General features: G+C 61.1%; 14 protein-coding genes. 13 read left to right on the top strand and 1 reads right to left on the bottom strand.

What is annotated here, in order from left to right; genetic code table 11:
* Nucleotides 1–295: 295 nt before the first annotated feature.
* Nucleotides 296–1279 (top strand): UDP-glucose 4-epimerase GalE, encoded by a 984-nt coding sequence (gene galE / locus CO666_RS01750; protein WP_097610428.1) that lies wholly within the window; start codon nucleotides 296–298, stop codon nucleotides 1277–1279.
* The gene (locus CO666_RS01745) at nucleotides 1257–2816 is read left to right on the top strand and encodes an alkaline phosphatase family protein (RefSeq protein WP_097610427.1); all 1560 of its coding nucleotides are present in this window, start codon (nucleotides 1257–1259) and stop codon (nucleotides 2814–2816) included. The genes galE and CO666_RS01745 overlap by 23 nt, the downstream gene beginning before the upstream one ends.
* 8 nt (nucleotides 2817–2824) lie before the next feature.
* On the opposite strand, the gene CO666_RS01740 is transcribed toward CO666_RS01745, so the two are convergent.
* A complete protein-coding gene (locus CO666_RS01740) occupies nucleotides 2825–3322 on the bottom strand; it encodes a DUF1993 domain-containing protein (RefSeq protein ID WP_097610426.1) in 498 nt (165 codons plus the stop codon).
* A gap of 374 nt (nucleotides 3323–3696) precedes the next feature.
* Between CO666_RS01740 and CO666_RS01735 the strand changes: the two genes are divergently transcribed.
* The 11 genes from CO666_RS01735 (at nucleotide 3697) to CO666_RS33995 (ending at nucleotide 14614) form a co-directional block, all read left to right on the top strand.
* A complete protein-coding gene (locus CO666_RS01735) occupies nucleotides 3697–4626 on the top strand; it encodes a sugar ABC transporter substrate-binding protein (RefSeq protein ID WP_097610425.1) in 930 nt (309 codons plus the stop codon).
* Nucleotides 4627–4693: 67 nt separating this feature from the next.
* Nucleotides 4694–6235 carry a sugar ABC transporter ATP-binding protein gene (locus CO666_RS01730; protein WP_097610424.1) on the top strand — a complete coding sequence of 514 codons (1542 nt, stop codon included), beginning with the start codon at nucleotides 4694–4696 and terminating at the stop codon, nucleotides 6233–6235.
* Between the two features lie 34 nt (nucleotides 6236–6269).
* On the top strand, nucleotides 6270–7295 hold the full coding sequence (locus CO666_RS01725; protein WP_097610423.1) for an ABC transporter permease: 1026 nt from the start codon (nucleotides 6270–6272) through the stop codon (nucleotides 7293–7295).
* A gap of 251 nt (nucleotides 7296–7546) precedes the next feature.
* The gene (locus CO666_RS01720) at nucleotides 7547–8605 is read left to right on the top strand and encodes a dipeptidase (protein ID WP_097610422.1); all 1059 of its coding nucleotides are present in this window, start codon (nucleotides 7547–7549) and stop codon (nucleotides 8603–8605) included.
* 99 nt (nucleotides 8606–8704) lie between these two features.
* Nucleotides 8705–10348, top strand: a complete 1644-nt coding sequence (locus tag CO666_RS01715; protein WP_097610421.1) for an ABC transporter substrate-binding protein — start codon at nucleotides 8705–8707, stop codon at nucleotides 10346–10348.
* Between the two features lie 18 nt (nucleotides 10349–10366).
* Nucleotides 10367–11434: an ABC transporter permease gene (locus tag CO666_RS01710; protein WP_097610420.1), complete on the top strand. Its 1068-nt coding sequence runs from the start codon at nucleotides 10367–10369 to the stop codon at nucleotides 11432–11434.
* Nucleotides 11431–12366 carry an ABC transporter permease gene (locus tag CO666_RS01705; protein ID WP_097610419.1) on the top strand — a complete coding sequence of 312 codons (936 nt, stop codon included), beginning with the start codon at nucleotides 11431–11433 and terminating at the stop codon, nucleotides 12364–12366. Before CO666_RS01710 ends, CO666_RS01705 begins: the two co-directional genes overlap by 4 nt.
* Entirely contained in the window at nucleotides 12363–13196 is an 834-nt protein-coding gene (locus CO666_RS01700) for an ABC transporter ATP-binding protein (RefSeq protein ID WP_097610418.1), read from the top strand. The genes CO666_RS01705 and CO666_RS01700 overlap by 4 nt, the downstream gene beginning before the upstream one ends.
* Nucleotides 13193–13942 carry an ABC transporter ATP-binding protein gene (locus tag CO666_RS01695; RefSeq protein WP_097610566.1) on the top strand — a complete coding sequence of 250 codons (750 nt, stop codon included), beginning with the start codon at nucleotides 13193–13195 and terminating at the stop codon, nucleotides 13940–13942. Before CO666_RS01700 ends, CO666_RS01695 begins: the two co-directional genes overlap by 4 nt.
* 162 nt (nucleotides 13943–14104) lie before the next feature.
* Complete coding sequence (locus CO666_RS01690; RefSeq protein WP_097610417.1) at nucleotides 14105–14293, top strand: hypothetical protein; 189 nt, start codon at nucleotides 14105–14107, stop codon at nucleotides 14291–14293.
* A 159-nt stretch (nucleotides 14294–14452) separates the two neighbouring features.
* Entirely contained in the window at nucleotides 14453–14614 is a 162-nt protein-coding gene (locus CO666_RS33995) for a hypothetical protein (protein ID WP_179869597.1), read from the top strand.
* The last annotated feature ends 351 nt before the right edge of the window (nucleotides 14615–14965 follow it).

Genomic DNA, 14965 nt, shown 5'->3' with positions numbered 1-14965 from the left:
ACCTTCAGCCGTCATCGCATGGTCGCTTTGGCGACGGGCACACCAAGCCGCAGCAAGGCAAGCGCATCTCAAATCAAAGATGCAACTGTAATGCTAGAGCGGTTCAGCTTTTCATGGAAGCGCAGAACCGCTCTAGCTTTTGTTTTAACGCAATTCCCGGCAAAACCGCTTCGCGCTTTGCCTGGGAAAACCGCTTCGCACTTTTCCTGGAATTGCTCTATCGCAATTCCTTCTTTTTATTGACGTGTATCTCGTCTAGGTTTCTTTTATCTCTCGCTAATAATAAGGGTGGTGCATGGCAGGTGAAACGGTTCTTGTGGTCGGCGGCGCCGGCTATATCGGCTCGCATACGTGTCTCGACCTGGCGAACAAGGGCTACAAGCCTGTCGTCTTCGATAATTTTTCGAACGGTCATCGCGAATTCGTCAAATGGGGCCCGGCCGAGGAAGGCGATATTCGCGATCGCGCCCGGCTGGACGAGGTGCTCGCCAAGCATAAGCCGGCGGCGATCCTGCATTTCGCGGCGCTGATCGAGGTCGGCGAATCGGTCAAGGATCCGGTTTCCTTTTATGAGAACAATGTCATCGGCACTTTGACGCTGCTTTCGGCGGCGCAGGCGGCCGGTATCAACGCCTTCGTTTTCTCTTCCACCTGCGCCACCTACGGCCTGCCGCAGAGCGTGCCGCTCGACGAGACGCACCGGCAGGTGCCGATCAATCCCTACGGGCGGACGAAATATATCGTCGAACAGGCGCTTGCCGATTACGACCAGTACCGGAGCCTGCGCTCGGTGGTGCTGCGTTATTTCAATGCGGCCGGCGCCGATTTCGAAGGCCGGATCGGCGAATGGCACCAGCCGGAGACGCATGCGATACCGCTGGCGATCGACGCGGCGCTCGGCCGGCGCCAGGGCTTCAAGGTGTTCGGCAGCGATTACGAAACGCGCGACGGCACCTGCGTACGTGATTATATTCATGTGCTCGATCTTGCCGATGCGCATGTGCGCGCCGTCGAATACCTGTTGAAGGGCGGCCAATCCGTCGCGCTCAACCTCGGCACCGGCACCGGCACGACGGTGAAGGAGTTGCTCGGCGCGATCGAAGACGTGTCGAACCTGCCTTTCCCGGTCGAATATATCGGCCGTCGCGAAGGCGATTCGCATACGCTGGTCGCCAATAACGACAAGGCGCGCGACGTGCTCGGCTGGGTGCCGCAGTATGATCTGTCCGAGATCATCCGTTCCGCCTGGAACTGGCATGCAAAATCCAACCAGCACTGAGCCAACCAGCACCAAGAGGGCGCGTCGGCCGAATATTCTGCTGATCACCGCGGATCAATGGCGCGGCGATTGCCTGTCGGCCATCGGCCATGCTTGCGTGAAGACGCCCAATGTGGATGCGCTGGCGCGGGAGGGCACGCTCTTCCGGCGGCATTATGCCGGGGCCGCACCCTGCTCGCCGGCGCGGGCGACACTCTATACCGGCCTCTATCAGATGAACCATCGCGTCTGCCGCAACGGTTCGCCGCTCGACGCCCGCTTCGACAATCTGGCGCTCGCCGCCCGGCGGGCGGGATACGACCCGACGCTGTTCGGCTACACCGACACAGCGCCCGATCCGCGCGCTCTGGATGCGGGCGATCCGCATCTGACGACCTATGAGGGCCTATTGCCGGGCTTTACATCACGCCAGCTTCTGCCGGAACATGAAAGGCAATGGCTCTCCTGGCTCAGGTCACGCGGTCACGCGGATGCGGTCAGCCGCGACATCCATATTCCCGTCGGCGCGAAGCCGGGAGATATTTCCGATGCGGCGCCGGCCTATTCCAGCGACGAGACTCAGACGGCGTTCCTGGCCGGCGAGTTCATCCGCTGGCTGGGCGAACAGGATAGGCCGTGGTTTGCGCATGTCTCCTTTCTGCGTCCGCATCCGCCATTCTGCGTGCCGGAGCCGTTCAACCGGATGGTCAAGCCGGGCGAGGGGCCGACTTTTGCGCGGGCATCAAACCGCGCCGCCGAAGAGGACAGTCATCCCTATCTCGGCTATGCCATGCCGCGCACCGAGAAGGGCAGCTTCATCCACGGCGCAACGGGGCCGCTCAGCGATTGGAACGGTGAGGATTTCGCCGCGATCAGGGCGATCTATTACGGCATGATATCGGAGGTCGATGCGCAGCTCGGCCGGATCTGGCAGGCGCTCAAGGATGCGCGAGCCTGGGACGATACGCTGATCGTCTTCACGTCGGACCACGCCGAGATGGCGGGCGATCACTGGACGCTCGGCAAAGGCGGCTTCTTCGACGGCAGTTATCATATTCCGCTTGTCATTCGCGATCCTTCAAGCGGGGCGTCCGGTGGCCAGGTCGACGGTTTCACCAGCGCTGCGGATATTTTTCCGACCCTGTGCGAAAGGCTCGGCATCGAGGCGGAGAACGGGCTCGACGGCCGATCGCTGATGCCGTTCGTCGAGGGCAGGCGCGACGAGGGCTGGCGGGACGCAGCATTCTGGGAATTCGATTTTCGCGACATCGCCGGCGGCGAGGCGGAGCGGCATTTCGGGCTGAGATCGAACGAATGCAATCTCGCGGTGATCCGCGACGCGCGGTTCAAATATGTGCATTTTACGGCGCTGCCGCCGCTGCTCTTTAATCTCCGCGACGATCCGATGGAGCTCGACAATATCGCGGCCGATCCCGCCTATGCGGCGATCCGGCTCGAATATGCCGAGAAGCTGCTGTCGCTGAGGGCGCGGCATCTCGACCAGACGCTTGCCTATACCGAACTGACGGAAAAAGGGCCGGTCAAGCGCCGGCCCTGAGAATCGTCTCAGCCGAGATAATCGCGCTTGCCGATCGGCGCACCCTGGTTGCGCAGGATGGCGTGGGCGGTGGTGACGTGGAAATAAAAGTTCGGCAGGGCGAAGGTGGTGACATAGTCGGCACCGGGGAGCACGATGCCGCTCTTGCCCGGCAGGGTGATCTCACGGCTTTCCACGCCTTCCAGCGCTTCGGCCGTGAAGGTGGCGAGGTAGGCTTCGGTCTTTGCCAGGCGCTCGCGCAGCTCGTCGAAGGTCTTCTCATCGTCCTCGAATTTCGGGGCGTCGGTGGCGGTCAGGCGGGCGAGCGTGAATTTGGCGCTGTCGCTGGCGCGCTGATACTGGCCGGAGAGCGGCAGCATGTCGGGCGCAAGGCGCGCTGCGACCAATATTGCGGGATCGAAATTCTTTTCCTTCGCATAGGCCTCGGCCTTGTCGAGGTAGGTTTTCAGGCTGGCGAGGCCGCGCTGGAACATCGGAACGGTGAGGCGATAGATCGAAATGGACATTTGTCCTGTCTCCAAAATCATTAAATGACCGGCCGCGTCGTAAGATCGAAGGCGCCTGCAGCCGCGGCTCTGCCCTCGACACTCCCATAGATGGATGCGGCATTCGCCTTTCACAACAGCGGCAATGCGGGCGCCGATCGTCAAGTCCGTAGCATTGCGCCGTTATCCTGATCTCGTCGCCGCTAAAGAGGCTTGACGCCGTTCCCAGAAAATGGAATGAATATTCCGAAGAGCAAATTTTACGGTTTGTTTGTTCCGTTTTGCGGAGGCGCCGCGGGAGAGGCGGCGCGAGGGAATTACGGCTTCAGGGCAAATGCCTGGGGCTCCGGCGTGAGGAGGGTGCAGCCGGGCACCGCTTTGTGGAGGAAGTGAAAATGAAAAAGTTTATCCTGGGCACTGCGATGGCGCTCGTCATGTCGACGGCCGCGCACGCAGAAACCGTCGGCGTTTCGATGGCGAAATTCGACGACAACTTCTTGACCGTTCTGCGCAACGGTATGACCGATTATGCCAAGACGCTTTCCGGCGTGACACTGCAGGTCGAAGACGCGCAGAACGACGTTTCCAAGCAGCAGAGCCAGATCCAGAATTTCATCGCCTCCAAGGTCGATGCGATCATCGTCAACCCCGTCGATACCGACGCGACGACGGCAATGTCCAAGCTTGCCGCCGATGCCGGCATTCCGCTGGTTTACGTCAACCGCCAGCCGGTCAATGTCGACACGCTGCCGGACAAGCAGGCCTTCGTCGCCTCCAACGAGCAGGAATCCGGCACGCTGGAAACCAAGGAAATCTGCCGCATTCTCGGCGGCAAGGGCAAGGCCGTCGTCATCATGGGCGAGCTTTCCAACCAGGCTGCGCGCATGCGCACCCAGGACGTCCATGACGTCGTCAAGACCGATGAGTGCAAGGGCCTGGAGATCGTCGAAGAGCAGACGGCCAACTGGGATCGCACCCAGGGCGCCGACCTGATGACCAACTGGCTCTCCAGCGGCATCGAATTCGACGCGGTGATCTCCAACAACGACGAAATGGCGATCGGCGCCATCCAGGCGCTGAAGGCAGCCGGCAAGGACATGACCAAGGTCGTCGTCGGCGGCGTCGACGCCACGCAGGACGCGCTTGCCGCCATGCAGGCCGGCGATCTCGACGTCACCGTCTTCCAGGACGCTGCCGGCCAGGGCAAGGGCTCGCTCGACGCTGCGCTCAAGCTCGCCAAGGGCGAAAAGATCGAGAAGAAGGTCTATATTCCCTTCCAGCTCGTCACGCCTGCCAACGTCAAGGACTTCGTCACCAAGAACTGAGACGCGTGCCAACAGGATGCGGGCTCTGCCCGCATCCTTCCGCCTGTCCGTATTTGGAGGAGATGATATGGCCGTCAGCCCGACAACCATGGCCGCCGTGCGTGCGAGCGGCGCAGTTCCGAATGCGGAATATCTGCTGAGCGCCGAGGGCGTTCGCAAGGAATTTCCCGGTGTCGTCGCCCTCGACGACGTGCAGTTCCGGCTGAAGCGCGCCTCCGTGCATGCGCTGATGGGCGAAAACGGCGCCGGCAAGTCGACATTGATGAAGATCCTTGCCGGCATTTACATACCCGACAAGGGCGATATCCGCCTGAAAGGCGTCGAGATCCGGCTGAAATCTCCGCTCGACGCGCTGGAGAACGGCATTGCCATGATCCATCAGGAGCTGAACCTGATGCCGTTCATGACGGTCGCGGAAAATATCTGGATCCGCCGCGAACCGAAGAACCGCCTCGGCTTCGTCGATCACGGCGTCATGCACCGCATGACCGAAGAACTGTTTACCCGGCTCAATATCGACATCGATCCCGATATCGAGGTCCGACACCTGTCGGTCGCCAACCGGCAGATGGTCGAGATCGCCAAGGCGGTTTCCTATAATTCCGACGTACTGATCATGGACGAGCCGACCTCGGCGCTGACGGAGCGCGAGGTCGAGCATCTCTTCCGCATCATTCGCGACCTCAGGGCTCAGGGCATCGGCATCGTCTACATCACCCACAAGATGAACGAGCTTTTCGAGATCGCCGACGAGTTCTCCGTCTTCCGCGACGGCCGATATATCGGCACGCATGCTTCGACCGACGTCACCCGCGACGACATCATCCGCATGATGGTCGGGCGCGAAATCACCCAGATGTTTCCGAAAGAAGAAGTGCCGATCGGCGAGGTCATGCTCTCCGTCAAGGATCTTTGCCTCAACGGCGTCTTCAGGGACGTCTCCTTCGAGGTCAGGGCGGGCGAGATCCTCGGCGTGGCCGGCCTTGTCGGTTCCGGGCGATCGAATGTTGCCGAAACGCTGTTCGGCGTGACGCCGGCCAGCTCTGGATCGATCGAGCTCTACGGCAAACCGGTGACGATTTCTTCGCCGACCGAGGCAATCCGCCACCAGATGGCGTTCCTGACCGAGGACCGCAAGGATACCGGCTGTCTGCTGATCCTCGATATTCTCGAAAACATGCAGATCGCCGTTCTGCAGGACAGATATGTCAAGGGCGGTTTCGTGCAGCAGGGCGCGATCGAGGCGACCTGTGAAGACATGGCAAAAAAGCTGCGGGTGAAAACGCCCAATCTTTACGAGCGGGTCGAAAATCTGTCGGGCGGCAATCAGCAGAAAGTGCTGATCGGGCGCTGGCTGCTCACCAATCCGCGGATCCTGATCCTCGACGAGCCGACGCGCGGCATCGATGTCGGCGCCAAGGCGGAAATCCACCGGCTGGTGACGGAGATGGCGCGAAACGGCGTGGCCGTCATCATGATCTCGTCCGAAATGCCCGAGGTCCTCGGGATGAGCGACCGCATCATGGTCATGCATGAGGGACGCGTGACCGGTTTCCTCAATCGCGATGAAGCAACGCAGATCAAGGTGATGGAGCTGGCTGCGCAGTGATGCGCGGTCTGCGATCGTCCAAGGGAGGTTTGACATGACTACCAAGGCAGCAGAGGGCGCGGCTCCGCTCGCGACCCGGCAAAGGCGGCGGCGTATGCCGCCCGAACTCAGCATCTTCCTCGTGCTTGTCGGCATCGCGCTCATTTATGAGGCGCTCGGCTGGATGTTCATCGGCCAGAGCTTTCTTCTGAATTCGCAGCGCCTGACGATCATGATCCTGCAGGTCTCCGTCATCGGCATCATCGCCGTCGGCGTCACGCAGGTCATCATAACGGGCGGCATCGATCTTTCCTCAGGCTCCGTCGTCGGCATGACGGCGATGATCGCGACAAGCTTTGCCCAGTCGTCGACCTGGGGACGGGCCGTCTTTCCCTCGCTGACCGACCTGCCGGCTCTCGTGCCGATCATGATCGGCCTGTTGATCGGGGCGGCGGCGGGCCTGGCGAACGGCGCGCTCATTGCCTACACCAAGATCCCGCCGTTCATCGCAACGCTTGGCATGTTCGTATCGGCCAGAGGCGTGGCCAAGTGGTATACCAAGGGCCAGCCGGTTTCCGGGATCACCGAGCAGTTCCACTTCATCGGAACCAAGGCTTGGCCCGTTGTCGTCTTCCTGGTCGTCGCGCTGATCTTTCATATTGCGCTGCGCTATACCCGTTACGGCAAGTTCACCTATGCCATCGGCGCCAATCCGCAGGCGGCGCGCGTTTCCGGCATCAACATCGAGGCGCATCTCGTCAAGGTCTATGTGATTGCTGGATTGCTTGCCGGTCTCGCCGGCATCGTCACGGCGGCACGCGCCGAAACCGCGCAGGCAAGCATGGGTGTCGGCTATGAACTCGACGCGATCGCCGCGACCGTCATCGGCGGCACCTCGCTCACCGGCGGCGTCGGGCGCATCACCGGCACGGTCATCGGCACCATCATCCTCGGCGTCATGACATCGGGCTTCACCTTCCTCAGGATCGACGCCTACTACCAGGAGATCGTCAAGGGCTTCATCATCGTCGCGGCTGTCGTCATCGACGTCTACCGACAGAAGAAGCGCCGCAAGCACTGATCCGGCAATGCGATCGATGATTTTTGCGGGGGCTTCGGCCCCCGTTCCATTTTGACGTCGATGACGGATTTCTAAAAAAAGAGGTGGCGAATTTCGTCAGCTTTCCTATTCTGCCGGTTCATTCGCCCTCTGCAGCGCCGTGCGTCCGAAAGACGTGCAAAGGACGCTGCGGCACTTTGAATGCTGCTAATTTTATTCTTAAATCGATTCCGATTTAAGGAATTGTGCAGTAGGGCAGCCCAGGAAGACAGATGCAATTCGTATTTGACGGTCACAACGACGTTCTCCTTCGACTTTGGACACATGCAAAAGACGGCAGCGATCCCATCGCGGAATTCGCGGACGGTACGACGGTCGGCCATATCGATGCCCGTCGCGCCAGAGAGGGCGGCCTGTCGGGCGGCCTCTGCGCCATCTACATTCCCTCGGGCGATCTCGTTTTCGCCGATCCGGATGCCGAGGGTCGTTATATCACGCCGATGGCGGCCCCTCTCGATCCGCTGCCGTCTCTTGCCATCGCCACCGAAATGGCGGCGATCGCGCTGCGGCTCGACCAGGCCGGCGCCTGGCGACTCTGCCGGACGGTGAAGGATATCCGCGGCGCCATGGCCGAGGGTATTTTTGCCGCCGTCATGCATATGGAAGGCTGCGAGGCGATCGGCGCCGATCTTTCGGCGCTCGAAGTGTTCTATGCGGCGGGGCTGCGCTCGCTCGGGCCGGTCTGGAGCCGGCACAATGTCTTCGGTTACGGCGTGCCCTTCGCCTTCCCGATGCCGCCGGACACTGCCCCCGGCCTGACCGATGCCGGCTTTGCGCTGGTCAGGGAATGCAATCGCCTCGGCATCCTGATCGACCTTGCCCATATCACCGAGAAAGGTTTCTGGGACGTGGCGAAAACGACGGACCAGCCGCTGGTCGCCAGCCATTCCAACGCCCACGCACTGACGCCGGTGGCGCGCAATCTGACGGACAGGCAGCTCGATGCGATCCGCGAAAGCCGCGGCCTCGTCGGCATCAACTATGCCACCGCCATGCTGCGTCCCGACGGGCGCTCGGACAGCGACACGCCGCTTGCCGATATGATCCGCCACATCGACTATCTGGTGAACCGCATCGGCATCGATTGCGTCGGCCTCGGATCGGACTTCGACGGCGCAACCATTCCGGAAGAAATCGGCGATGCTGCCGGCAATCAGAGGCTGATTGCCGCTCTCCGGGAGGTTGGATATGGTGAGGCCGATCTCACGAAACTTGCCCGTGAAAATTGGCTTCGTATTCTGGCACAAGCCTGGCGGGAGGACCACGCCTAAAGCGCCGTGCGCCTCTGGACGCGCTCGGAACGGACAATAGTTTAATGTGAGATGACCGACAAAACGCTTCGTAATCAATCAAGAACAGGGGAACAGACCATGATGATCACCAAGCTCAGCCGCAATTTCCGCCTGCTTTCGGCAGGAGCCGCTCTTTCCCTCCTGATGATGGCCGCACCCTCGGCTTTTGCCGAAACGCCCAAGGACACGCTGGTCGAAGGCTTTGCCATCGACGATATCATCACGATGGATCCGGGCGAGGCTTTCGAGCTGTCGACCGCCGAAATCACCAGCAACAGCTACAGCCTGCTCGTCCGTCTCGACATGGACGATACCTCCAAGGTGAAGGGCGATCTGGCCGAGAGCTGGAGCGTTTCCGATGATGGCCTCACCTATACGTTCAAGCTGAAGCCCGGCCTGAAATTCGCTTCCGGCAATCCCGTTACCGCCGAAGACGTCTCCTGGTCGTTCGAGCGCGCCGTCAAGCTCGACAAGAGCCCGGCCTTCATCCTCACCCAGTTCGGCCTGACTGGCGACAATATTGCCGAAAAGGCCAAGGCGGCCGATGCCAATACCTTCGTCTTCACGGTCGACAAGGCCTATGCGCCGAGCTTTGTGCTGAACTGCCTGACGGCAACGGTCGCGTCGGTCGTCGACAAGAAGCTGGTGCTGGAGCATGTGAAGGCGGTGACGCCGGATGCCGAGCACAAATACGACAATGATTTCGGCAATGAATGGCTGAAGACCGGCTATGCCGGTTCCGGTGCGTTCAAGCTGCGCGAATGGCGCGCCAACGAAGTCGTCGTGCTGGAGCGCAACGACAATTATTACGGCGACAAGGCGAAGCTCAACCGCGTCATCTATCGCTACATGAAGGAAAGCTCGGCGCAGCGGCTGGCGCTCGAAGCCGGCGACATCGATATCGCCCGCAACCTCGAGCCGGGCGATATCGACGCGGTTTCGAAGAATGCCGATCTGGCGACGACAAGCGCGCCGAAGGGCACGATCTATTATGTCAGCCTGAACAACAAGAACGAGAACCTGAAAAAGCCCGAGGTCCAGGAAGCCTTCAAATATCTGGTCGACTACGATGCGATCGGCGCGACCCTGATCAAGGGGATCGGCGAAATTCATCAGACCTTCCTGCCGAAGGGCCAACTCGGCGCGCTCGACGAGAACCCCTACAAGCTCGACGTCGCCAAGGCCAAGGAATTGCTCGCCAAGGCCGGCGTGCCCGATGGTTTCTCGATCACCATGGATGTGCGCAACACGCAGCCGGTGACCGGTATCGCCGAATCGATGCAGCAGACGCTGGCGCAGGCCGGCGTGAAGATGGAAATCATTCCGGGCGACGGCAAGCAGACGCTGACCAAATACCGCGCCCGCACCCACGACATGTATATCGGCCAGTGGGGGTCTGATTATTTCGACCCGAATTCCAATGCCGATACCTTCACCGGCAATCCCGACAATTCCGATGCCGGCACGGTGAAGACGCTCGCATGGCGCAACACCTGGGAAGCGCCGGAGCTCGACAAGCTCGCCAAGGCCGCACTTCTGGAACGCGACGCCGGCAAGCGCGCGGCCATTTATCAGGACATCCAGAAGAAATATCTGGCAAACAGCCCCTTCGTCTTCATCTTCCAGCAGACCGAGGTGGCCGGCTACCGCAAGAACGTGAAGGACTTCAAGCTGGGTCCGAGCTTCGACACCAACTTCGTCGGCCCGATCGCCAAGGAATAATCCGGCAGGATTGATCGCTTGAGCACCTCGGGAATAACGCGGGAGGCACGGCCCCGAAAGGGCCGGGCCGGTCCCTTCGCAAAGGCGGCAGGCCGGTTCCTGTTTGCCGCCGTCACCACCTATTTCGGCCTGCTGGCCGTCACCTTCTTCATCGGCCGCGTCGTGCCGATCGATCCCGTGCTCGCCATCCTCGGCGACCGCGCGCCCACCCATGTCGTCGAGCGCGTGCGTCAGGAGATGGGCTTCAACCTGCCGCTCTATCAGCAGTTCTTCCTCTATATCAAAGGCGTGCTGTCCGGCGATTTCGGCAATTCGGTGCTGACGACCAACCCTGTCATGGTCGACATTCGCCGGGCATTTCCGGCGACGGTCGAGCTCGCAACGCTCGGGACGCTGATCGGCGCTTTCGTCGGCGTGCCGCTCGGCGTGCTTGCGGCGGTGCGGCGCGGCAGCTTCGCCGACCAGCTGGTGCGAGTCATCGGCCTGATCGGTTATTCGGTGCCGATCTTCTGGCTGGCGCTGATCTCGCTCGTCATCTTCTATGCGCAGTTGCGCTGGGTCGCCTTTCCCGGCCGCATCGATATCGTTTTCGAATATACGTTCACGCCGATAACAGGCTTCTATCTGCTCGACAGCGCCTGGCAGGGGCAATGGGACGTCTTCTACGACGTCTTCCGCCACATCATCCTGCCGGCATCCCTGCTCGGCTATTTCTCGCTCGCCTATATCAGCCGGATGACCCGCAGCTTCATGCTGAACGAGCTTTCGCAGGAATATATCGTTGCCGCGCGCGCCAAGGGACTTTCGGAAACGCGGGTGATTTGGGGCCATGCGCTGCGCAATGCCGCCGTGCCGCTCGTCACCGTCATCGCGCTTTCCTATGCCGGCCTGCTCGAAGGATCGGTGCTGACCGAGACCGTCTTTTCCTGGCCGGGCATCGGGCTCTACATCACCAATTCGCTGCAGAATGCCGATATGAACGCCGTGCTCGGCGGCACGATCGTCATCGGCACGGTCTTTATCGGCATCAACCTTCTGTCCGATCTTCTCTACCGGACGCTCGACCCGAGGACGCGCAACCGATGACGGCCCCTGTCAGCCCATCTCCCGCGATGAGCCGCCGTGAATGGCTGCTGTCCGACCGGCCGCAATCGCGCCTGCAGGCCCGTCTCGGCCGCGCTTACGTCACCTGGCGGCAGTTCACCGCCAACAGGCTCGCCGTCGTCGGCCTGGCGATCATCGTGGCGCTGCTTTTCATCGCCGCTTTCGCCGATCTCCTCGCCACCCACAATCCGGTCGTCGGCGATCTCCGCAATGCCCGGCTGCTGCCGCCGGGAACGAGCGGCTTCCTGCTCGGCACCGACGACCAGGGCCGCGATATCTATTCGCGGCTGATCTACGGATCGCGATTGACGCTGTTCGTCGTCGTGCTCGTCGCCGTCATCTCGGCGCCGATCGGGCTGATCGTCGGCACGGTCTCCGGTTATGCCGGCGGCTGGGTGGATGCGACGCTGATGCGCATCACCGATATTTTCCTCGCCTTTCCGAAGCTGGTTTTGGCGCTCGCCTTCGTCGCCGCGCTTGGTCCGGGTATTCAGAACGCGATCATCGCCATCGCCATCACCTCCTGGCCGCCCTATGCCCGCATCGCGCGCGCCGAGACGCTGACGGTGCGGCGGTCCGACTATATCTCGGCGGTGAAGCTGATGGGCGCCTCGCCGATCCGCATTATCGTGCGCCATGTCATGCCGCTTTGCATTTCCTCGCTGATCGTGCGGGTGACGCTCGATATGGCCGGCATCATCCTGACGGCGGCCGGTCTCGGCTTTCTCGGCCTCGGGGCGCAGCCGCCGCTGCCGGAATGGGGCGCGATGATCGCCTCGGGCCGGCGTTTCATCCTCGACCAATGGTGGGTGGCGGCGATGCCCGGCATTGCCATCCTCATCGTCAGCCTCGGCTTCAATCTGCTCGGCGACGGCCTGCGCGATGCGCTCGATCCGAAGGAGAGCGGCCAATGACGACACTTCTGACGGTCGAGAAACTCAAAGTCAGCTTCCCCACCCGCACCGGCGTGATCGAGGCGGTGCGCGGCGTCTCCTTCACGCTCGGCAAGGAAAGGCTCGGCATCGTCGGCGAATCCGGTTCCGGCAAGTCGCAGACCGGCCGGGCGATCATGGGACTGACGCCGAAACACGGCATCGTCACGGCCGACAGGCTCGATTTCAGCGGCATCGACCTCCTCAAGGCCTCCGCAAGTGAAAGGCGCAGGCTGCGCGGCAAGCGTATCGCCATGATCCTGCAGGATCCGAAATATTCGCTCGATCCGGTGATGACGATCGGCCGGCAGATCTGCGAAACGCTGCGCACCCATGAGAAGGTCGGCAAGGCGGAGGCGCGCGAACGCGCGCTCGCCATGCTGGAAGCCGTGCAGATCCGCGATCCCCAGCGCGTCTTCGATCTACATCCGCATGAGGTCTCGGGCGGCATGGGTCAGCGCGCGATGATCGCCATGATGCTGATCGCCGGGCCCGAACTGCTGATCGCCGACGAGCCGACCTCGGCGCTCGATGTGACGGTGCAGCTCGACGTGCTGAGGATCATGGACAGGCTGGTGTCGGAGCGCGGCATGGGGCTGATCTTCGTCTCGCACGATCTGCGGCTGGTGTCGTCCTTCTGCGACCGCGTCATCGTCATGTATGCCGGAAAGATCGTCGAGGAGCTGGCGGCCGCCGATCTGAAACAGGCACAGCATCCCTATACACAGGGGCTGCTGAACTGCATGCCCGAGATCGGCGCCAGCCGCCACCCGCTGCCGGTGCTCGACCGCAGGCCGGAGTGGGCGGCATGAGCGCAGCTCTCGAGATCGACGATCTCAGCGTCGTCTATGATGAATTCCATGCGCTGAAGGACGTCAGCATCACCGTCCAGGGCGGTGATTCCTTCGGTCTCGTCGGCGAATCCGGCTCGGGCAAGTCGACCCTGCTGCGGGCGGTTGCCGGGCTTGCGCCGATCAGCGGCGGCGCAATCTCCATCGATGGCGAAGCGCTGAAGGGATCGAAACGCAGCAAAACCTTCTATCGGCGGGTGCAAATGGTCTTTCAGGACCCTTATGGTTCACTGCATCCGCGCCAGACGATCGACCGGCTGCTGCTCGAACCGCTTGCCATCCACGGCATCGCCGACGGTGAGAGGCGCATCGCCCGGGCGCTCGACGAGGTCGGCCTCGGCAATGGTTTTCGTTTCCGCTACCCGCATCAGCTTTCGGGCGGCCAGCGGCAGCGCGTGGCGATCGCCCGGGCGCTGATCGTCGAACCGTCGATCCTGCTGCTCGACGAGCCGACATCGGCGCTCGATGCCTCGGTGCAAGCCGAGGTGTTGAACCTGCTCGAGCAGATCCGGCGTGACCGCAAGCTCACCTTCGTGATGGTGAGCCATGATCTCGGCGTCATCACCCATATGTGTGAAAGGCTCGCCGTCATGCGCAGCGGCGCCGTCGTCGAGCGATTGAGCTCGCAAGACCTGGCAAGCGGCGCCGTACATGAGGACTACACGCGAAATTTGATGATCGCGAGCAAGGGTTTCGTCAAAGCGTGAAAGGCAGTCTTTTCAAACCTTTGAAAAGAAAAGGCCGGTGGCGGCGTTAAGGATAATGTTTTGCTAAAAGACGACCATTCAACTAGACTATTGACAGCTGCCTCCGTTCTGTCATGATCCTGTTAACGTTTGTTAGCTTTCGTGATCGATGGAGGTTGAAGCATGTTCTTTCTCGGTGGGATGACCATGGGCTACCTCGATCCTCCGGTCAAAGCCGATCATAAGAAACAGATTTCAACGTCCATTCCCGCGGAGAAGGACCGTCGGCTGATCGAGGTCCCCGCCAACGCCCCCCAGAGCGAGGACGCCGTCGAGCGTTCGTGGATCTGGGCATGGCGCACACTCTGCTAAAAGGGCGGGCTGCTAAAAAGGCGCGCTACGAAAGGGCTGGTTGAATTTTCTCTTCCGTTCGCTCTGGACGGAATTTTATCTCTACCTACCTGATAGAGAATATAAGAAAAGAAACGCGAGCCGCACAACCGGCCGCATGAAAAACAACGGAGGCGACATATGGCAGATCTGGGTATTTCGCATACTCACGTGAACCAGTATGGTTCCGTAGCAAAGAAGCCGCTCACCACACGTCACCGGCTTCAGACGGTGCTCCATGGAGCGATCTTCACGGCGGCATTCCTGTTCGTCGTGGCGATGGTTTGCGGCGTCGTCGGGTAAACCGGCGCTGAAGTGGATTCCGCTTATTACAGGTGATCGGCATTCCGATCGCCGCCATCATTTTCTTCTATATCTGTTTCACGCATCTGGCGTGCTTCGCATCGAACGTTCATCATGCGTCGTGCTCAGATCTTGTTTCGGTGCCAGCCGCCGCTCAAGGCGCATCCCGTCAGAACCGGGACCGAGCCGATTCATCGTCCATTTCCTCTTGGCCATCTGTCTCCTCATCATAGACGGCATCGCGCAATTCTGCCGGCGCAAATGCATCCTTTCGCCGGGCGTCTCTGATTGCGGCAATTCTATCGTGCCGTTCGGCTCCCGGATGGCGAGAACCAGCGGCGCATGCCTCTT

The organism is Rhizobium chutanense (assembly GCF_002531935.1).
In the GTDB taxonomy this organism is placed as follows: domain Bacteria; phylum Pseudomonadota; class Alphaproteobacteria; order Rhizobiales; family Rhizobiaceae; genus Rhizobium; species Rhizobium chutanense.
The sequence above is the reverse complement of the archived record's forward strand: the minus strand, read 5'-3'. Positions and strand labels throughout refer to the sequence as shown.